The sequence below is a fragment of the Acidiphilium sp. 20-67-58 genome (assembly GCF_002255515.1).
In the GTDB taxonomy this organism is placed as follows: Bacteria; Pseudomonadota; Alphaproteobacteria; order Acetobacterales; family Acetobacteraceae; genus Acidiphilium.
Genome location: NZ_NCAS01000045.1, coordinates 1 through 18,983 on the forward strand (window position 1 = coordinate 1; position 18,983 = coordinate 18,983).

At 61.6% G+C, this 18,983-nt stretch carries 19 protein-coding genes and 2 pseudogenes; 10 read left to right on the forward strand and 11 right to left on the reverse strand.

Going from position 1 to position 18,983, the window contains the following annotated elements:
- The 3 genes and pseudogenes from B7Z76_RS13925 to B7Z76_RS13935 all read left to right on the forward strand — a co-directional run.
- A pseudogene (locus tag B7Z76_RS13925) lies at positions 1–587 on the forward strand (relaxase); the annotation flags it as partial.
- 142 nt (positions 588–729) lie between these two features.
- Complete coding sequence (locus tag B7Z76_RS13930) at positions 730–960, forward strand: hypothetical protein (RefSeq protein WP_035187218.1); 231 nt, start codon at positions 730–732, stop codon at positions 958–960.
- Positions 957–1,340, forward strand: coding sequence for a type II toxin-antitoxin system death-on-curing family toxin (locus tag B7Z76_RS13935; RefSeq protein ID WP_035187220.1), 384 nt, complete (start codon positions 957–959; stop codon positions 1,338–1,340). The genes B7Z76_RS13930 and B7Z76_RS13935 overlap by 4 nt, the downstream gene beginning before the upstream one ends.
- Positions 1,341–1,589: 249 nt before the next feature.
- On the opposite strand, the gene B7Z76_RS13940 is transcribed toward B7Z76_RS13935, so the two are convergent.
- The 3 genes from B7Z76_RS13940 to B7Z76_RS13950 all read right to left on the reverse strand — a co-directional run bounded on the left by B7Z76_RS13940 (position 1,590) and on the right by B7Z76_RS13950 (position 5,324).
- A complete protein-coding gene (locus B7Z76_RS13940) occupies positions 1,590–2,186 on the reverse strand; it encodes a DUF4396 domain-containing protein (protein WP_291344683.1) in 597 nt (198 codons plus the stop codon).
- 98 nt (positions 2,187–2,284) lie between these two features.
- On the reverse strand, positions 2,285–2,788 hold the full coding sequence (gene cueR / locus B7Z76_RS13945) for a Cu(I)-responsive transcriptional regulator (protein ID WP_291344685.1): 504 nt from the start codon (positions 2,786–2,788) through the stop codon (positions 2,285–2,287).
- Positions 2,789–2,792: 4 nt separating this feature from the next.
- Positions 2,793–5,324 carry a heavy metal translocating P-type ATPase gene (locus B7Z76_RS13950; RefSeq protein ID WP_291344687.1) on the reverse strand — a complete coding sequence of 844 codons (2,532 nt, stop codon included), beginning with the start codon at positions 5,322–5,324 and terminating at the stop codon, positions 2,793–2,795.
- Positions 5,325–5,517: 193 nt separating this feature from the next.
- Here B7Z76_RS13950 and B7Z76_RS13955 point away from each other — a divergent pair, with 193 nt between their 5' ends.
- From B7Z76_RS13955 to B7Z76_RS13980, 6 genes are all read left to right on the forward strand, one after another.
- Positions 5,518–5,718, forward strand: a complete 201-nt coding sequence (locus tag B7Z76_RS13955) for a heavy-metal-associated domain-containing protein (protein ID WP_291344689.1) — start codon at positions 5,518–5,520, stop codon at positions 5,716–5,718.
- Between the two features lie 81 nt (positions 5,719–5,799).
- Complete coding sequence (locus B7Z76_RS13960; RefSeq protein ID WP_291344691.1) at positions 5,800–7,356, forward strand: multicopper oxidase family protein; 1,557 nt, start codon at positions 5,800–5,802, stop codon at positions 7,354–7,356.
- A 12-nt stretch (positions 7,357–7,368) separates the two neighbouring features.
- Entirely contained in the window at positions 7,369–8,568 is a 1,200-nt protein-coding gene (locus B7Z76_RS13965) for a protein-disulfide reductase DsbD (protein WP_291344693.1), read from the forward strand.
- 26 nt (positions 8,569–8,594) lie between these two features.
- On the forward strand, positions 8,595–9,143 hold the full coding sequence (locus B7Z76_RS13970; protein WP_291344695.1) for a protein-disulfide reductase DsbD domain-containing protein: 549 nt from the start codon (positions 8,595–8,597) through the stop codon (positions 9,141–9,143).
- A 132-nt stretch (positions 9,144–9,275) separates the two neighbouring features.
- Entirely contained in the window at positions 9,276–10,034 is a 759-nt protein-coding gene (locus tag B7Z76_RS13975) for a class I SAM-dependent methyltransferase (protein ID WP_291344697.1), read from the forward strand.
- A gap of 49 nt (positions 10,035–10,083) precedes the next feature.
- On the forward strand, positions 10,084–10,908 hold the full coding sequence (locus B7Z76_RS13980) for a TlpA family protein disulfide reductase (RefSeq protein WP_291344699.1): 825 nt from the start codon (positions 10,084–10,086) through the stop codon (positions 10,906–10,908).
- Between the two features lie 15 nt (positions 10,909–10,923).
- Here the strand turns inward: B7Z76_RS13980 and B7Z76_RS13985 are convergent, their stop codons facing one another.
- The 3 genes from B7Z76_RS13985 to B7Z76_RS13995 all read right to left on the reverse strand — a co-directional run bounded on the left by B7Z76_RS13985 (position 10,924) and on the right by B7Z76_RS13995 (position 13,282).
- Positions 10,924–11,490 (reverse strand): TlpA disulfide reductase family protein, encoded by a 567-nt coding sequence (locus tag B7Z76_RS13985; RefSeq protein ID WP_291344701.1) that lies wholly within the window; start codon positions 11,488–11,490, stop codon positions 10,924–10,926.
- A gap of 56 nt (positions 11,491–11,546) precedes the next feature.
- The gene (locus B7Z76_RS13990; protein ID WP_291344703.1) at positions 11,547–12,566 is read right to left on the reverse strand and encodes a hypothetical protein; all 1,020 of its coding nucleotides are present in this window, start codon (positions 12,564–12,566) and stop codon (positions 11,547–11,549) included.
- A gap of 80 nt (positions 12,567–12,646) precedes the next feature.
- A complete protein-coding gene (locus tag B7Z76_RS13995; protein ID WP_291344705.1) occupies positions 12,647–13,282 on the reverse strand; it encodes a CHAP domain-containing protein in 636 nt (211 codons plus the stop codon).
- A gap of 431 nt (positions 13,283–13,713) precedes the next feature.
- Between B7Z76_RS13995 and B7Z76_RS14000 the strand changes: the two genes are divergently transcribed.
- Positions 13,714–14,034, forward strand: coding sequence for a hypothetical protein (locus B7Z76_RS14000; RefSeq protein WP_291344707.1), 321 nt, complete (start codon positions 13,714–13,716; stop codon positions 14,032–14,034).
- A 253-nt stretch (positions 14,035–14,287) separates the two neighbouring features.
- Here B7Z76_RS14000 and B7Z76_RS14005 read toward each other — a convergent pair whose 3' ends face one another.
- From B7Z76_RS14005 to B7Z76_RS14025, 5 genes and pseudogenes are all read right to left on the reverse strand, one after another.
- Complete coding sequence (locus B7Z76_RS14005) at positions 14,288–14,962, reverse strand: NrsF family protein (RefSeq protein ID WP_291344709.1); 675 nt, start codon at positions 14,960–14,962, stop codon at positions 14,288–14,290.
- Entirely contained in the window at positions 14,952–16,106 is a 1,155-nt protein-coding gene (locus tag B7Z76_RS14010; RefSeq protein WP_291344711.1) for a cation-translocating P-type ATPase, read from the reverse strand. The genes B7Z76_RS14005 and B7Z76_RS14010 overlap by 11 nt, the downstream gene beginning before the upstream one ends.
- A gap of 64 nt (positions 16,107–16,170) precedes the next feature.
- A pseudogene (locus B7Z76_RS14015) lies at positions 16,171–17,343 on the reverse strand (cation transporter); the annotation flags it as partial.
- A 3-nt stretch (positions 17,344–17,346) separates the two neighbouring features.
- Complete coding sequence (locus tag B7Z76_RS14020; RefSeq protein WP_291344712.1) at positions 17,347–18,033, reverse strand: cytochrome c biogenesis protein CcdA; 687 nt, start codon at positions 18,031–18,033, stop codon at positions 17,347–17,349.
- A gap of 27 nt (positions 18,034–18,060) precedes the next feature.
- Positions 18,061–18,744 carry a MerR family transcriptional regulator gene (locus tag B7Z76_RS14025; protein WP_291344714.1) on the reverse strand — a complete coding sequence of 228 codons (684 nt, stop codon included), beginning with the start codon at positions 18,742–18,744 and terminating at the stop codon, positions 18,061–18,063.
- Positions 18,745–18,983 lie beyond the last annotated feature (239 nt).

Sequence of the window (18,983 nt, forward strand, 5' to 3'; positions counted from 1 at the left end):
AGGGCGAGCGGATCGTGTTCCGGGAGAACGACCGAGCTCTTGGCGTCAACAACGGCATGGGCGGGATGGTGACCGGGCTGGACCGGGCACGGGGCGAGGCGCTGGTGCGCAGTGATGCCGGCGCAGAAATCCGTATCAGCATGGACCGGGCACAGGCGATCGATCATGGTTATTGCCGGACCATCCACAGCAGCCAGGGGGCGACGGTGGAGCGGACGATCGTGGTGGGTGAGGCCGGCCGGGTGGCGACAGCCCAGACTGCCTATGTGGCGGCGTCGCGGGAGCGCTCCGGGCTCAGAATCATCACCGATGACCGGGACAAGCTGTCCGCCGCCTGGTCACGCTGGGCGGAGCGGCAGACAGCGCGCAGCCTGCTGGCGCGGGAGGCGGCGCATGAGCCCGGACAGCAGCGGGAAATGCCGGTGAGCGACATCAGCCTGGAACGGGCGCGGCAGAAAGCTCTCGAGCGGTCACGGCAGCGGGCCGCCGAACTGGCCAAGGCCCGGGAGGCCGCCCGCGAGAAGCAGGCCGCAGCCCAGAAACAGCTCGAGCGCGGCCGTGACAGGGGCATGGAGATGGAGAGATAGGCTGCGAACTCAATGATCGGAACAGACAGAGGCGGCTCATGGCCAACCGGGGATGATCCTAGCGTTTTCTCTCCCTAATCTCGTACCTTGATATTTCATGACAAATCATGATAAGTTAAAAAGAGAAGAATGGAGGTGTGGCATGGCCGCCCAAGCGCGCGAGAAATTCGCGACCCAGGTGAATTCGGAAATTCTGTCCGCCCTACGCAGCCTCGCGGAAAGCGAGGGGCGCCAGATTCAGGCGCTTGTCGATGAAGCGTTGGCCGATCTGGTCGAAAAGCGGAAGCAGGGTAAACCCCGTGCCGATGTCATGGCCGCTTACCAGGCGAGCCATGCGAAATTCGGAGCGCTTTACAAGAAGCTGGCTGAATGACGGACTATCCGACCGTCATTGAAGTTCTTGCCATCCATGCCGATCAGATCGACCGCTACGGCGGCGCTGCCGGCGTGCGGGATCGCGGCTTGCTGGAAGCGGCCTTGTTCCGTCCCCAGACGGGATATTATGCCGATTTGATTGAGGAAGCCGCCGCATTGTGGGAGAGCATGCCGCAGAACCACCCATTCATCGACGGCAATAAGCGCACCGCCTTCGCCACCACCTATACTTTCCTTGCGATCAACGGCACCCATATCACGGCGGAAGCCGCCGCAACCTACGCTTTTATAATCAACCTTTATGAGACCGGTACGTTCGAATTCAGCCGGTTGGCCGATTGGCTCCGCGTCAACGTAACCCAGCCGACTTCGACCTGAGCCAGCAAGGGATATATGTAGGTGTAGCTGTTTCATCGGCGGCCCGTGCTCGATAGTAAGACCTGGCGGCCGCTCCGCAAAATCGTGCCCCTTTTGTCAGAGGGGGTGTGCGAGACTTAGGAGTTTCGCACAAGTGGGTATTTTGCACCGCCTTATGCCGCTTTTCTGTTCCGCTCAGCCGCACAGGTCACGTTCGCGCGGATGATGCCAGTGGTTCATTCGACCTCGGCGACAATGGTATAAAACTGGCTACATAACCTCTTTGAGGCCGGCGCGGACGAGGAACCAGTTCATCGGGTAGGTGGTGGCGAAGCCGATAATCATGCCGATCTGCATCATGAACCAGTAGACTGGGCTGTCGGGGTGCAAATGCGGATCGGAAAACACGAAGCGCATCAGCGCCATCCAGCCAAACAACCCGACTTCAAAGGCGGTGAGCGACAGGAAATCCGCCTTGACCGCAGCGATGATCCCATCCTTCAAGCCAAGGCCGCGCATCGGCGCGATTGAAAAATACTGGAAAGCTATGCCCAGGGTGAAGGCAAATAGGTAGTCGAGCACGAGTTCGGTGCCGAAGGTCGAGCCGACAAAGGTGGCGCCGGTGAAGAAGACCAAAAACTCCGCGATGATGTCGCCGAGTGTGCAGCCGGCGCCGCAATGAGTCGAGCCGACGAAGGTGGAGACCCAGAAGGGTTGATCCGATTCACCGTGATGGTGATGGCCGCCATGTCCCGACATTTTGGCGGATTGTGGCCTCGCGGCGCGGCCGAGCGCATAATAGGCCCAGAGACCGATCGGCCCGAAATAGAGTGCTGTAATCGGCCAGACCGGGTTCATCACCGCCATCGGCTGAGGTCGTTTGCGAAGATCAATGATGATCAGGGCGGCGGATGCGAATGCGGCGATCAGCGAGAGGATCGAGACGATCGTAAGCCAGGATGGGATCATGCATGTACTCCTTTTTGAGGAGCGTTCCTGCTGTGTGCGCCTCGCCTGGCGCGGGCGCCTGCGCCCGGTGCCGTAGGTCCCACCGCCAGATCGTCCATGATCGGGCAGTCCGGCTGGTGATCACCGCGGCAATGATCGGCGAGGTGCTCGACAGCCCGCAGCATCGCTTCCATGCTGGCGATCTTGTGGCGAAGAGATTCGGCGTGATCGAGCGCGATGCGCTTCACATCGGCACTGGCGCGCCCCCGATCGCGCCACAGCGAGAGCAGGCGTTTGATATCCGAGATCGAGTAGCCGAGATCACGCGCCCGCCGGATGAAACGCAGCGTGTGGATATCGCTTTCAGTATAGGTTCGATAGTTGCTTTCGGTGCGGTCAACCTGCGGCAAAAGCCCGATGCCCTCATAGTAGCGGATCATTTTTGCGGAGACGCCGGATTGTTTGGCTGCGTCGCTGATGATGGTCGGCATAATGGCCTCGCCGATCTGAAGATTGCGCATAATTTCACGCGGCTTTCCGGATTGGCGGACTGGCGCCTGCGGGTTGGGTGTAGAGTTCCGGCACGACGGTCGGGATATCGCGTCCGGCCGGCTTCCAGCGGCGCAGCAGCAGCGCGTTGGAGACGACGCTGACGCTGGAGAACGCCATGGCCGCGCCAGCGATTACCGGGCTGAGATAGCCGAGGGCCGCGAGTGGAATGCCTACCACGTTGTAGAAGAAGGCCCAGAACAGGCCCTGACGGATCTTCGAGAAAGTGCGGCGGGAGATGTCGATCGCGTCCGCGACCAGTGCCGGGTCTCCGCGCATCAGGGTCATCCCGGCGGTATGCATCGCAACATCGGAGCCGGTTCCCATGGCGATGCCAAGATCGGCCTCGGCGAGCGCCGGCGCATCGTTCACGCCGTCCCCCACCATGGCGACGACACGGTCGCCCCGCTGCAGGGCGCGTATTGCCTCGGCTTTGTGCTCGGGCAGGATTTCCGCCTGAACGTCATCGATGCCGAGCGCGTGTGCGGCAACCCGTGCGCTCCCCGGATTGTCGCCGGTCAGCATCGCGACGCGCAACCCCTGGGCGTGCAAGGCGGCAACCGCCTGCCGCGCCGAGGGTTTGAGGGCGTCACCGAAGCCAAGCAGGCCGAGGATGCGCGGGCGCGGCGCCGTCTCGACCAGCCAGGACACGGTCCGCCCCTCGTCCTCAAGTTCCGCCGCGCGAGCAGAAAGCGCCCGGGCATTGAGACCGTTTTCTTCGATTATCCGGCTCGATCCGACGATCAATTCCCGGCCCTCGATGGTGGCTTTCATGCCACGACCGGGCAAAGCTCGTGCTTCGATGACGGCCGGCGGACGAACGCCATCCGTTTGCGCCCGTGTGCGCACCGCCTTGGCGAGCGGATGCTCACTGTCCTGCTGAACCGCAGCTGCGAGCCGCAGTACCTCCGTGGCCGGAATGCCGTCCGCCGCTTCGAGGGCGACAACCGACGGATTGCCTTCGGTCAGGGTGCCCGTCTTGTCGAATGCCACGGTGTCGATCCGGTGTGCGATTTCCAGGGTTTCGGCATCCTTGATCAGGATGCCGTGCTTGGCGGCGACCCCGGTGCCCGCCATCACGGCGGTCGGCGTCGCCAGTCCGAGCGAGCACGGGCAGGCGATCACCAGCACAGCGACCGCCGCCAGAATTGCGTGTTCGACATGGCCGGTCGTGAGCCACCAAGTGAGGAAAGTCACCGCAGCGATGGCCAGAACGACAGGTACGAACACTGCGGCAACCCGGTCGACCAGCTTCTGGATCGGCGCCTTCGCTGCCTGCGCGCACTCGACCATCTGAACGATGCGGGCGAGTGCTGATTCCGCGCCGACAGCGCTTGTTTCGACGATGAGCCGCCCTTCTCCATTGATCGCACCGCCGATCACCTTGTTGCCAGCGCTTTTCGGTACAGGGAGGCTCTCGCCGGTCAGCATGGACTCGTCGGCAGCACTCTCGCCCTCGCGAATCACACCATCCACCGGAATACGTTCACCGGGACGAACGATTACAATATCACCTACAGCAACCCGCCCGACCGGTACCTCGCGTTCTGTGCCGTCGACTTCGCGCAGACGTGCATGTTCGGGACGCAGTGCGGTAAGCGCCCGTAGCGCCTCGCCGGTCTGTCGCTTGCCTCGTGCTTCCAACCATTTGCCGAACAGGATCAGGGTGATTACTATCGTCGATGAGTCAAAATAGAGCGCTGTTGGCACCAAGCCCGCCATCCAGGCGCGGACCAGCAGCCAGAGGCTGAGCCCGTATGCCGCCGAGGTGCCGAGGGCGACCAGCAGATCCATGTTGCCCGTTCCGGCGCGAACCGCTTTCCAGCCGGCCCGGTAGAAGCGCCAACCTAGCCAAAATTGCACGGGAGTTGCCAGGGCGAGTTGCGCCCAGCCGGGAATGCCGGCGGAACTGCCCGTCATGTGCAGGATCATTGCAACGAACAGCGGCGCGGTAAGCACGGCGGCGAACCCGACATGAATCAGCGCCCGGCGGGATTCCTGTTGCTTGATGTCGTCATCGGAGCCGGCGAGCCCGCCCGGTTGGGCGCCATAACCGGCACGTTCCACTGCGTCGATCAACACAGCTTCGTCGAGACCAATGCCACTCACCCGCGCCGTCTCGTTCGAGAGGTTGACCGCGACCCGTGTGACGCCCGGTACCTTGCGCAGCGCGCGCTCCACTCGCCCGACGCAGGAGGCGCAGGTCATGCCTTCGATCGCGAGTTCGAGATTGCGAGTTGCGACACCATAGCCGGCCTTTTCCACCGCAGTGGCGACGTCGCCGATATCGGCGGGATGAGCATCGGTAAAAACGACCCGTGCCTGCTCGGAGCCGAGATTGACCGAAACCTCCGCAACCCCCGGCACGCGTTGGATCGCCCGCTCCACGCGTCCGACACAAGAGGCACAGGTCATTCCTTCGATCCACAGAGCGACATGTCGTTTCTCGGTCTCACTGGCCATCCGCGCATCGGCGATGCGCGGTGCCGTCATGGCTTCATTCTTCATATGCTTCACCCTTCAGCCTTTTATTGGCCATTCCCATGGTAGGAAGGTCAAGGGGAGAACAGAACACATTACGGCCGCTGTTTGACTTTGCCATGGTGGGAACCCGTATCGATGTGGTGTTGCCGAATGACCTTGGTGACGAAAACCAGGGCGATCGGAATTCTCTCTGATCGCCGGCACAATGGAGACCGCAATGCTCGAATTCAAAGTTGAGGGAATGACCTGCGGCCACTGCATCCGGGCGGTGACCGAAGCGGTTCATACCGTAGCGCCGGCAGCGGATGTCACGGTCGATCTCGGCCAGGGGATCATCAAGATCGGCGGAAACACGGCAACGATCCCGGCTGAGGCCGTGATCAAGGCCATCGAGGCCGAAGGCTACAAAATCCACTGACATTTCGGGACGCCCGGACGTAAACGCAGTGGCGGCGAAGTGTCGGACACCCATCCAAGGACAAGGACAAGGACAAGGACAATGATCGATCTGTCTCGGCGCCGCGTATTGCAGACTGCGGCCGCGGCCGGCACTCTACCCGCCCTGCCGCGGATTGCAGCGGCGACCACACCACCGGCGAAGCGGCTTGTCGCGGATTATCGTATCCTCGATGTGAAGGGCAAGGCCGCGAAGATGTTCCGGCTGACGGGACCGGACGGCAAGGCCGGCATTTTTCTCGCGCCGAACGAACGATTCCGGGTCGATCTGGTCAACCGCACCACCACGAGCACGATCATCCATTGGCACGGTCAATTGCCGCCCTGGACCCAGGATGGCTTCCCCTGGCCGCAGACCCCGCCGATTGCGGCCGGTGCGACTCATGCCTATGATTACGCGCCGATCTCCGGCACTTTCTGGATGCATTCGCACCAGGGGATGCAAGAACAGAGCCTGATGACCGCGCCGCTGATCGTGCATTCCGCAACGGAACTGCGCGAGGACCGGCAAGAAATCGTGCTGATGCTGCATGATTTCAGCTTCAGGGCACCGGACGAATTGCTCGCCGGCCTGACCGGGCAGACCACCGCGTCCATCCATGCGATGGTGCGTCAGGCCGAAAATGTCGCCGCTCCGGAGTCTTCCGGGAACATGCTGGGCCGATCCCGGGACATGCGGGGCATGAAGATGGAGAGCGGATCCTCCATGGGTGGCATGATGATGAAACCCGGCGACAATGCCGGGGGCACGGCCATGGGTGGCATGGGCGGGATGCCGATGGACCTCAACGACATCGACTATGACGCCTATCTGGCCAACGAACGGACCCTGGCCGATCCCGAAATCGTGCGCGTGCAACCCCGGGGGCGCGTGATGTTGCGGATCATCAATGGCTCGTCGTCGAGCCAGTTCTGGATTGACCTCGGCGTCCTCACCGGCAAGATCGTCGCCGTCGATGGCCATGCGGTACGCCCGGTGCCGGGCCGCCGTTTTCCGATCGCGATCGCGCAGCGCCTCGATATTTTGATTGATTTGCCCGACTCCGGCGCATTCCCGGTTCTGGCGCGCCTGGAAGGATCTCGACGGCGCACCGGCGTCGTGCTCGCGACAAAAGGGGCGCGGATCGTCCGAATTGACGAAAAGGGACTCGATCAGGCCCAACCTGTCGATAACAGCCTTGAGACGCAGTTGTCGGCGATGCGTCCGCTCGTCAGCCGCAAGGCCGACCTGATGCACCGTATCGTTCTGTCTGGCGGGATGAAGCCCTATGTCTGGGGCCTGAACGATCAATACTGGCCCCATATCGAGCCACTGATGCTTACGAAAGGGCAACGCGTCGAAATCGAAATAGTCAATCGCTCGATGATGCCGCATCCGATGCATCTGCACGGCCATGCGTTTCAGGTGGTGGCGCTCGACGGCAAACCGATCGCCGGCGCGGTGCGCGATACGGTGCTCGTGCCGGGCCGGATGGGAAGCAGCGTCCGCATCGCCTTCGATGCCGACAATCCCGGTCGTTGGGCGTTTCACTGCCACAACCTCTACCACATGATGGCCGGCATGATGACCGAGTTTCGCTATCAGAGCATAGCGGTTTAGGGCGAACCCGCATTGGCACCACTGCCCGGGCTTTGGAGTGAACTCATTCTTGCGTTCCTCGCCGGCACGCTGCTCAACCTGACCCCCTGCGTTCTGCCGGTCATACCGTTGAAGATCCGCACGATTCTTCATCATGCGGGTGCTTCGCCCCAGCGCCGGGTGGAGGCGGCGATCGCTTTCCTGTCGGGGACCATGTTGCTCTTCCTCGCGATTGGGGGGCTCAGCGCGCTGCTGCACTGGACCTGGGGAACCATGTTCCAGTCTCCTGCGGCCATCGCCTTTCTCGTGGCGCTGATGGTCGGATTCGCAGGGATGATATTTTTCGACATCGACATGCCGGTTCCTGCCTTTGCCCACCGCGTGGGTGGCGGCCGGCATATGGAACCGCTGTTATCCGGCGCCCTGGCAGCCGTGCTTTCCACACCCTGCACGGGCCCGTTCCTTGGCGGCGTTCTGGCCTTCGCCATCACTAGGGCGCCGATCGTCCTGATGTCGGTATTTCTGTTTGTCGGCCTCGGCCTGGCGTTTCCCTATGTCGTGATTCTGCTGCGCCCGTCCTTGCTCGCCCGTCTGCCGAAAGCAGGCGAGTGGTCGGCCCGATTGCGCCAGGCGCTCGCGTTCCTGCTTCTCGCTGGTGCCGTTTTCTTCATGCAGAGCCTGTTGCCACAAAATTTGACCTTGTGGCTGTGGCGCGCCTGGGCATTCGGGCTTGCTGTCTGGGCCGGTGTGACCATCGCACGCCGAAGCTCCAGGGGCGTCCGGGCCGTGGCCGTCGGAGCTGCGGCGCTGGGGCTGTCGACGGCGCTTGCCGGCGGCCTGCTCATGCCATCGCGGGGCGGTCCACTGCATTGGCAGGCATTCACCGAAACGCGACTCGTAGCGGCGCGACACATGCATCGCCCAGTACTGGTAGAGTACACCGCCGCCTGGTGCATCAACTGCAAGATCCTTGAAAAGACCGTTTACGCTGATCCTGCGGTCGTGAGGGTGGCGCGAAGCGTGCATCTCATCGCCCTGCGGGTCGATCTGACGCGGCCCAATCAGGCTTTCGAGCGGATGCTTGTAAAAGATGGAGGGGCCGGCTTGCCATTTGCAGAAGTCCGGAACGCCAACGGTAGAATTACGAAGGTGCTCAGGGGATTGTTCACCTCTGCCACGCTGATCACCGCCATAGACCGCAACACGGAATTCAGGACTGACGCCACAGGATGACACGCAGATATTGGTACATTGCCGCGATGATCGTCGCCGTCTTCGCGATTCTCGCCGGCGGCAGATATGCGGGTCATGCGCCTTCCGCTGCGAATTCAACACAATCGGCCGCAGTTGCCACGAACGGATCGTCCAGCAAAATCTCCGGTTTTCATATGCCGACCAGCGCCGACAAGGTGCATGTGACCGCCTGGATCTCGCCGGTTCGAGGAGCGTCCACTTCTTCTTCGGTCTTGGTCCGTCTCGACATCAGGAAGGGCTGGCACGTCAACGCCAATCCGGCGTCACTGCCTTTTCTGATACCGACATCGGAGAAGGCGACGATCAAAGGCAAGGCAGCGGCGCTCGACATCGCTTACCCACGCGGCCGGAACAGCCACATCGTCCTGGAGGGCACGGCGATCCGCGTCTATGACGATGCCACGATCCTGAAAGCATCGATTCCAAAGGAGACGTTGGCTCGACTTAAGTCAACCGGAAGTCTTGTCCTGGTCGTGACCGTGCAGTCGTGCAGCAACAAGGGCATATGCCTGCCGCCGGTCACACTGACATCGGATCTTTCTTATCATTCCTAGCTTTGTCCTGCAAAAATAGAAGGGTATATCGTGAAAAAATCATTTGCCGCCCTGGCGATCCTGCTGCCTTTGCTTGCCGTCCTGGCAAAACCCGGATCGGCCGCAACGCCCACGCCGGTAAAGGACGCGCTCGTGAAGGCGATCAACGGCCCGCAGCGGACGCCGGCCTTCGTCAAACGCGACCGCTACCGCCATCCGTTGAAAACACTCGAATTCTTCGGCATCCGCCCGAACATGACGGTCGTCGAGGTTTTGCCCGGTGCCGGATGGTACACCGAAATCCTCGCTCCCTTCCTCCACAATCGTGGCAAGCTGATCGAGGCGACACCGGCGGCAAGCAGTCCCAACCCGTTCTCCCGGCAGCAGGCGATCAAGTTCAAGCAGAAACTGGCATCCGATCCGGCGGTTTATGGCCGCGTCCGGCGCGAACCTTTCGAGCCACCGGCCTACATGGCGCTCGGCGCACCGGATTCGGCCAACATGATCCTGACCTTCCTAAACATGCACGATTTGATCTATGCCAACGTACACGGCGACGTGACGGATGCGGTCATCGACCGCTTTTTCCGCAACGCCTTCCAGACGTTGAAGCCGGGCGGCATTCTGGGTGTTGTCGCGCATCGCGCACCCGCTTCGATGCCGGTAACGCAGAGCTTCAAGCTCGCCCGCTTGCCGCAGGCGTTTGTCGTCGAACAGGCGGAGCGCGCTGGCTTCCACCTCGCGGGCACGTCCGATATCAGCGCAAATCCGAAAGATCCGCGGAACATTCCGGTCTTCGACCTGCCGCCAATGCTCATGAACGGCACCAAAGACCGCGCCAAGTACAAGGCGATCGGCCCTGCCGATGACATGACGCTGAAATTCGTCAAGCCGGAAGTGGCCGGCAAATAGAATGCCGCCCGTCATCAGCCTCGGGGGCCTGCTGATACAGACTCCCCGCTTGGCGCTGCTGGCCTTCGCCATCCTGATGATCTGGTTGACCAACCGACTCGGTCGGCGGTGGAGCGGCCGCGAGGGCGCGCTCGGTGGCCAGGTGGAGCGGATGTTCATGGTCGGCGTCATCGGCGCCCGCGTCGTTTATGTAGTCGAGCATTTTTCAGCATATCGGCGCCATTTCCTCGATGCGTTTTATTTCTGGCAGCCCGGATACGCCGTATGGGGCGGATTCGTCTTCGCGATCGCCTATCTCGGATGGATGATCCGGCGGCGCCGCCTGTCGCTACCGGAAGTGCGGCTGATCGGTGCCGTCGGCGTGCCGCTTTCTGCCCTCTATATCGTGTCGCTGGCGACGATCGGGCAGTTCGCGCCAGCCGATCGGCTACATGTGGGCAGTCGCCTGCCGCATTACGGTTTCGTCACCATTGATGGACGACAGGTGAACCTTGCCGCGCTGCGGGGCAGGGCGGCGGTCGTCAATATCTGGGCCACATGGTGCCTGCCCTGCCGCGAGGAGATGCCGCTGCTCAGCCGAACCTACGCCAAGGATGGCAGGAAAGATTTTGCGCTGGTCGGCGTCGACCTCGCCGAGCCGGCATCGCGGGTTCAGGCGTTTCTCGGTCAGGCTCCGGTCAGTTATCCGGTATGGACGGATCCAGCCGGTGCCATCGGAAAATCGCCGTCGACGGAACTTTTCGCGCGTGCTGGCGGTTTCGCGGTCCCGACGACAATCTTCGTCGGCCGCCGGGGCATCATCAAGTCTATCTACGTGGGAAAGCTGACGGCCGCGACGCTCGCGATCAACCTTCAGAAGATAGGCGGACCGTGACTGCCCGACACCAGGTCAAACGGTTCCAGCGATATATCGGATCAACGCGGCTGCCCTGGGCGAATTCCAGCGGACAACGCCAGGCACATAGCCATCGATATGGCCGCGTGGGTCAACGAAATAGGTTATGGGAAGCGCATAGAGCGGGAACATCCCATGATTGGGGTTGTTCCTGTAGAAGAAGCCGATCTGCTGGTCGGGGTCTACATACACGCCCAGATGGGTGAGGCCGAGACGGCGATAGAACGCCCGGACCACCGGCTTTCCACCGTCGTCGACCGCAATAGGAAGCACGATGAGATCGCTATTCTCGTTCGATGCCGCGAGTCGATTAAGAGACGGCATCTCGTAGACGCATGGAGCGCACCAGGTAGCCCAGAAATTAACGATAACGACCTTGCTTCGATATCCGGAGAAGTCGATAAGGCTGTCGCCCTTGGTCTTGATCGGCCGGGAGGGCGCGGCTGGTTTCGGCTTGAGTTGTATGTACTGACCGTCACTGCTGTAGAGTGCGGGCGGTACCGACGATGCGATGGCACCACCGCCCACGGGTAAGAATGCGCCGGCAAGGCCGGCCTGCACACTGCGGCGGGATATCGGCCTCATCGCTCAAGAAGCGATGGTGTCATGCGGGCATGTCACGCGAGCCGCATCGCCGCGCGGGCAGGCGCGTCAGTGAGCAGAGTGGATATAAAGATGCCGTGAGGTGAACGGCCAACCGAAATACGCTCAATCGCGCCGGTCGCCGGATCGAACACGCCGACACGCGACGAAAACCGCAGTGAAATCCATAATTTGCCGTCCGGCGCGAAGCAGAGATCGTCGGGACCGCCAGGCATCGGGATACGTTTCATCACAGCAAGGCTTTTCGCGTCGAGCACCGAGAGCGATCCCGCCACCCGGTTGGTGACGTAGATCTGCTTGCGGTCCGGCGTGAGAAACTGGGTGTGCGCCCCCTTGTCAGTGACGATCCGGCGGATCACCCGGCCGCTCGCCGGATCCACCACTGCGACATTATTGCTACCCATGATGCCAACCAGCACCACGCCATCATGCCAGAACACGCCGGCCGGCGTCTTGCCCACTTTCGCGTGCCAGCGTGGTGTCATCGTCGCGAGATCAATAGCGACTAGGGTGCCGGAATCCTGCATCGAGCAGAACACTGTGCGCGAATCGGGCGTGTAGCTGAGATGGCTGGGCATCGAGCCGACGCGGAAGCGCTTCGCGAGTTTCAGCGTGTCGGCGTGGTAGATGTCGACACGGTTGAGGCGCAGGCAGTTGACGGTCAGAAATTTGCCGTCTGGGCTGAACCAGAGCTGATAGGGGTCGGGGATCAGCTTGTGGCCGAGTTCCTTGCCCGTCGCGGGATCGAGGAAGAATAGCGCATTTCCCGAGGCGTCGGCGATCAGCAGCCGCTTGCGGTCTGGAGAAAGCGCCCAGTGGCTGGGTTCGCGGAAGGCGGGTTCCTCGCGCAGCACCCGCCGCGTCGCCATATCGATAATTGAGAGGGTGGCGCCGCCGGAGTTCAGCACGATGCAGACTGGCGCACCCGCGCCCGCGCCAGTCCCGGTCGTGGCTGCCCGTGCAAGGTCTGGAATAGCAGCGAGCGCCGGCGCGGCAAGCAATACGCGGCGGCCGAGAACCTGATTGCCGATCATGATTTTATTCCTTCGTCATCAACCAGCAGGCTTAGTGTTTAAGTCAAATCTGCTGGAAAGTCGGGACGGCCTTGCATGCATCACTTGAGAGCACGATTGGGGGCATCGACCCGGAGAGCCGGTAAGGCTGGCGCCTCTGCCACCTCGGTGTCCGGGTTGCGGCCCGCGATGATCGTACGTGGCGCCTGATCATAGATGAAACCATAGGTCGGGTAACTTAGGCCGAAATGGTCAGCGCCGGTGGACTGGCGTACCTCGGTCCAGGTATTGTCCGGCGAAACATCGATCACGGGTACCTCTCGTGTCACGGTGTCCGGAACCCAGTTTGCCTCGTTCACGAGAATTTCCCGGCTGTTGATGACCCTGACGACAACCGCGAGATGTCCGAGCGGCATGCGTGAGATGGAGCGGAACGCCAGAATTGAGCCGATCACGGGGCGTTGACCCCGAGCATACCGGCCGTCAGCCTCGGCCCACCACAGGAACGCGTCACCGCGCAGCGCAATATGGGACAGTTTCCGCGCGTAAGGCACGCACCAAAGGTAGCTGACATGATCGAGATCGGCCGCAAAGCGTCGGTGTCGCTGACGGATGATACCCCTCGCTCGCGCCGTCTGTCCGGCCACACTTTCGGCTGCAGCCTGCCCGAGCGTCGAAACCAGGGTCGAAATCATGAAAATTAAAGAAAAAACCAAAAATAGCAGTCGTTGCATCATATCATCAAACTCGTTCCCAAGTGAAGCCACCACCAGCCTTCTTGCGTCGCCGATGCATTGGCCCTCGCTGATCTTACTCAGCGGCGGAAAGGTCTCCGGCTTCGCGAAATGTCTGGATAAGTCGGCGTGTGTCGGTCGGCTCTGCCGAGCGGTGATTATTGCCGGATCGTGGCCTTGGGAGGGGGGGATTCCTGATCGGGTATGATGCCAGACAGGCTTGCAACAGTTGCAGGTAAACGCGTCGGCAAAGTGTTAATAGAAGGTAAGGACAGGAGAGCGGAATTCGGTTCAGTGTTCTGGGCGCCGCAAACCGGACTCAGGCATGGCGACGAATCGTTCGCGTTGGTCACATGAAAACTGCCGGCTTCCCGATATGACCCAGCCTGCGAATAGATTTTTTGAGTCGTGAAATCCGAAATATGCGTGGCCGAATGGGCGAAACCCGTCACGCTGCTAAACAGCAGGACCGTTGCGAGCAGGAGGTGGACGACAAACCGCGCCATGCCAAGTTCTTAACCAACCGTACCGCCAAGGACAACCTCTGCCTGTTTGAATGTGATCGCAAAGTGGCCGCGCAGGGTAGTATTTGCCAGAGCATCGGCCGAGCGATCATGATCTTGGCTTTACCGGCCGCGCCAATAGTTCCGATGTCGGAACGGTCGAAATTTGTCGTGCTGCAGCAGTATCACCGCGTATTGCGCCGTAGATCGCGATCGCAAGAAAACTTGTTGCAAATAACACGATCGCGATGATCGCAAGGCGCTGGCCCCACGAAAGTCCGGCCTCAGCCACCAGCTTGGCCCGCCAGTCTCGGCAACGCCAGCATACTTGCGTCGACGGAGATGTCGTCGTTTCTCGGACAGTGAGCCCGGCCCAGCGCGCTGTCTTTCTTTATCCCGGTCATACCCATCATGAAGACTCCCAAACCGCATATAATAAGGCAGGAAAGCAGAGACAGGGCGGCAGGGGCCCCAATCCTAACACGACCGTGCAACAACGCCCTACCTAGCCAGCAGCTTGCTGGTGGTGTGAAACGCGAGCGAAATTGCGCAGAACCTTGTTTGAGACGAACCAACCGATCAGGATGAACAACATTACACTCCCTATCTGCCACAGGAGCAACGTGGCGAGATTGCCCGAGCTGTGAAAGAGGCGAAGCGTCACTTCGGCGGCCGCTCCGGCGGCGAGGGCGCCGCACAGGCAAGTGTGTTCGCGACGGAACGAGGCACTGCGGCGCAGCAGGATCACAATCGTGCCGGCCGGAATCAGTCCCGCAATGGCGATCGCCGGCATGCACATGGGGTCAAGTTGCAGGCGCAACATGTCTCCGGTTCCCTGAAGGCTCAGAACCGCGTATTGCCGTCCGAGATCGCCCAGCCAGACGAGCATCGCGAACATGGGTACCCAAAGTTTCCAGGTTGGCTGATCCGGTCGCCCCGCGCAGAACGCGGCATAGGCCGAGATTAGGGCCGTGATGACGCCGAGCATTTCCGACAGAACGAAACCGCTCTCACCGAATTTCCCGGCAAGATCGGGGCGCGGTCCCATGATCCAGGTGATCAGGGCAAGCACCGGAATCGTAACGCCGAGCCACGACAGCAACTGACGCCGGGGAGAAGACAATGGTTCGACCGGTTCCAGGTCCTGGGCCAGAGATGTGATCAGATCCTCAGCCCTCATTGAGAATTCCAGTTTTGCGGCAACCACCGAATGGCCCTGAAAGTCGCGACTTTGGCCTGTGCGGCTGAGCCCCGTGAGCCGACGAGACACCAACCCCTGCGACAGCGCCGAAGAAGATGTTGGCCCGACCATGCAGGGAATTGATAAAGATCAGTGTCACGCTGGCGGCCATGGCGATCATCGCCCAGACCGGATTGATCAGGCCGGTCGCGGCGAGCGGGATGCCGATGCCGTTGAAGCAGAAGGCGAGCGCCACGTTCTGCACCATCTTGCGGTAGCTGCGCGCGCTGATTACCCGAGCCAGCGGCACAAGTGTCAATTCCGGCCGCATGATCACGATATCGGCGGCCTCGATCGCGATGTCGGTGCCGCTGCCCATGGCGATGCCGACATCCGCCTGCATCAGCGCCGGTGCATCGTTGATGCCGTCGCCGACCATGGCAACCTTGCCGTTACGTTGCAGGCCGCGGATCGTCGCTGCCTTATCCTGCGGCAATACCTCGGCGATCACCGTCTCGATTCCGGCCTCGGCAGCGATCTTTTTCGCGGCGGTCGCATTGTCACCCGTCAGCATGATGACGTTCACCCCCGCAGCACGCAGCGTGTCGATCGCCTTCCTGGCGTCCGGTTTGAGGCGATCGCCGAGGGAAATCAGGCCAACGAGCGCCGCATCCTCGGCGGCGAGGATAACCGTGCATCCGGCCTCCTGCTCGATCTTGATATCGGCCTCAATGGGTGAAAGATCGATCCCGTTCTCGCGGAGGAAAGCAGGGCTGCCCACCAGCACTTGTGCGCCATGGTGCCAGGCCGTGATGCCTTTGCCAGGCATTGCCTGAAATTCGGCAACTGTGGGCAGATCAAGGTCGCGATCGAAGGCGGCGCCGACAAGCGCTTTCGCCAATGGATGCTCGGAGGTAGCCTCGACTGCGGCAACCAGCCCGAGCAGGCTTGCCACGTCATGGTTCCCAACCGGCCGGATTGCCTTGAGGACTGGTTTACCCTCGGTCAGAGTGCCGGTTTTGTCCAGTACAACGTGACTGACTTGGCGGAAGGTCTGGAACGCTTCGCCGGTACGCATCAGGATCCCGCGGTCGGCGGCCTCGCCGGCGCCACGGACAATCGACAGCGGCGCCGAGATACCCATAGCGCAGGGATAGCCCTGTGTAGACGCGGAGGATACGATCGACGAGATGCAACACGCCCGGCTTCAGCGCCCGCGCGTCCTCGACTTGCCGGATCACCCGGCGCAGGAAGCTGTCCTCGCCGATGGCGGTGACCCGGACGAGGAGGGTGCCGATGCCGTTGATTGAGCCGCCGACCACTTCGTCACCCACTGCTTTCTCCACGGGCAAGGGCTCGCCGGTGACCAGGGCCTGATCGACGGCGGAACGTCCATCAATCACCGTTCCGTCGACCGGGAGCCGCTCGCCAGGGCGTATCCGTACCAGATCACCGATCGCGACCTCGCTTGCCGGTATTTCGATCTCGGCACCGTCACGGACCACGCGAGCGAGTTCGGGTTGCAGGTCGAGCAGCCGCTTCACCGCCTGGGAACTGCGGGTCTTTACGATCAGCGACAGCCACTCCGAGAAGATGTGATAGGTGCAGACCATGGTCGCGACCGCAAAGAAGGAGGCGGTCGGATAGCCGGGTTGATCGATCGCCAGCCCGATCGCTCCGCCCGCCAGCCCGGCAAAGGCGCCGATCTCGAGCAACACATGCTGGTTGAGAATGCCGCGTCGGAATGCCTGGAATGCCATGACCTGAATATGTCGGGCGACACCGAACACCAGGATGATGGCGAACAGGGCGGTGATCCAGGGCGTTGTGCCGCCGAGCGCGCCGGCAGCGCGAAGACCGAACAGGATCAGGGTCAGGACGGCGAAGCCTGTGGCAACTGCCGAAGCGATCACTCGACCACCGGGACGGAGCACAATAAAAACAAAGCCGGTCAAGGTTGCGAACGCCAGGGCTACGAGTGCCAGCCCCCAGACCGAACCGGTGCGGGCGATCAGGGCCAGTGACGCAAGGCTGAGACCGACCGCCGCCACAAAGCGGCGTGCCTCGCGCACGAGATCGCGTTCCTCTTCCTCGAAACTCCGCAGCCTGGTCGGATCGGAGATCGTATAGCCGAGATCCCTTAACGTCTGGATCAGACGCGCTGGATCGGCGCGATCAGGATCGAACTCGATCAGGGCCTGTTCATGGGTGAGACTGACCGCGACCTTCTCGACCCCCGGCAGCCGACCGAGCGCCTGCTCGATCGTGCCGGTGCAGAGCGAGCAGTGCAACCCGCCGATCCGGGTACGGATTTTGCGCCGGTTCGACCGACTGCCGGGTTCCTCGGTCCAGAAGCGTTCCATGGATGTTATGGTAGCCATCGCTTATCCTTTCACGCCGGTCATCGCCGGTAGCGCCATTCCGGGCATTGGTGCCCGGATGGAGACGAAAACACCTTCCCGGATCGACCAGAGACCAAAGACGATGAGCACCAACCCGACGATGATCGGGATTCGCCGGGATAGTTCTCCAAACCAATCGATGGCGCCACGGGCTGGTGCGACCAGAACGGCGACGATCAGCGGGAGAGACAAGGCGACGCCGAACAGAACGAGTGAGAGAAATCCGGCCATGATGGACCCGCCGACCGCACCATGCGCCGCGGCGGTCGCGAGGAGGGCCAGCACGAGCGGCGCGGCGCAGGCGGGGATATTGAGGCCGAACAACACGCCAAGGCCGAGCGAACCGCGCATTCCGGCAAGCTGGGACAGGCTTGGCCCCAGCCGGATCATCAGCGGTGCGATGCGCCTGGTGAGGTAGGCGACTCCAATTCCGACGTAGAGGATGCCAAGGGCGATCCAGAGGGCCTTCTGAACGCCGAGGAACAAGGTGCCAAGCAGCGCGGCGAGAGCGCCGAGCAGTCCAATTACGAGGGCGCGCACCAACATGAATCCAAGGGTCTCACCGAGCTTCCGGGCGGCGCTCTTGTCTTCGAGGAACTTGAGGAAGATCAGCGTGCTGCCCAGCGTGCAAGGCTCGATGAAGCCGAGCAGGCCAAGCCCGATGGGCAACAGGATCGTCTCCGCGAACATACTGCTCTACTTCGCTGCGGTTACACGGTAACCCGGCCGCTCGATCGTCGCTGTAAGACGACCCTCATCAATGATCGCGGGGTCAAACAGCACGCGTGCACGACCCGGTGCGTGCGCGACCTGGACCGCCTTCACGCCGACCTCGCGTTCCAGAAGGCCGCGCACGGTCTCGGCGCAGCCTTCACAGCGCATTCCTTCGATCGAGAAAGTCGTGGTTTTCATGGGGGAAATTCCTTTCGGTTGGCGTTGCCGGATCGGATCAGTCTGCGATGGGACAGACATCCACGCGCCGGGATGTTCGATGGCATCGAGAATCGTGCAGGCGCCGAGCGCGCCACGACTCGGGCAGGCTGCGATCAGCGCATCCAGCGCCATACCGATGCGTTCAAGTTGTGCGATTTTTGTGCGCACATCCTCGCGGCGGGTGACGGCGCGGCTGCGGACATCCGCACAGTCAGCGGCGGGATCGGTGCGGAGGTCAAGCAACTCGGTGATTTCTGTGAGGGTGAAACCAAGCGCTTGCGCCTCACGGATGAAGCGCAGGCGCGCGATAGTCTCATCAGGGTAATGTCGCGCTCCTTGTTGCGGGCGGGCAGGCTGCGCAATCAGCCCGCGCCGTTCATAGAAACGGATCGTCTCGACATTGACTTTGGCAGCACGGGCGGCCGCCGCGATGGTGAGGATGCGCATGACAAAGTCCTTCTTGAAGACTTATCCGCTCTGTACCATGGTACGGAGTCAAGGGGTCGCAGCCAGCCGGGATTTTGCACTTTTGGGTATACCCCAACGAGGCTTTGGCGTGAGACGGTTTCTCCGTTTCAATAGGATTATTTCTGGCATTCTGATACGATAACGTGGAGGCATCTAGAGCCTCGCGAGACAATTCATGACCGCTTACGGCTACGCCCGCGTCAGCACGATCGATCAGG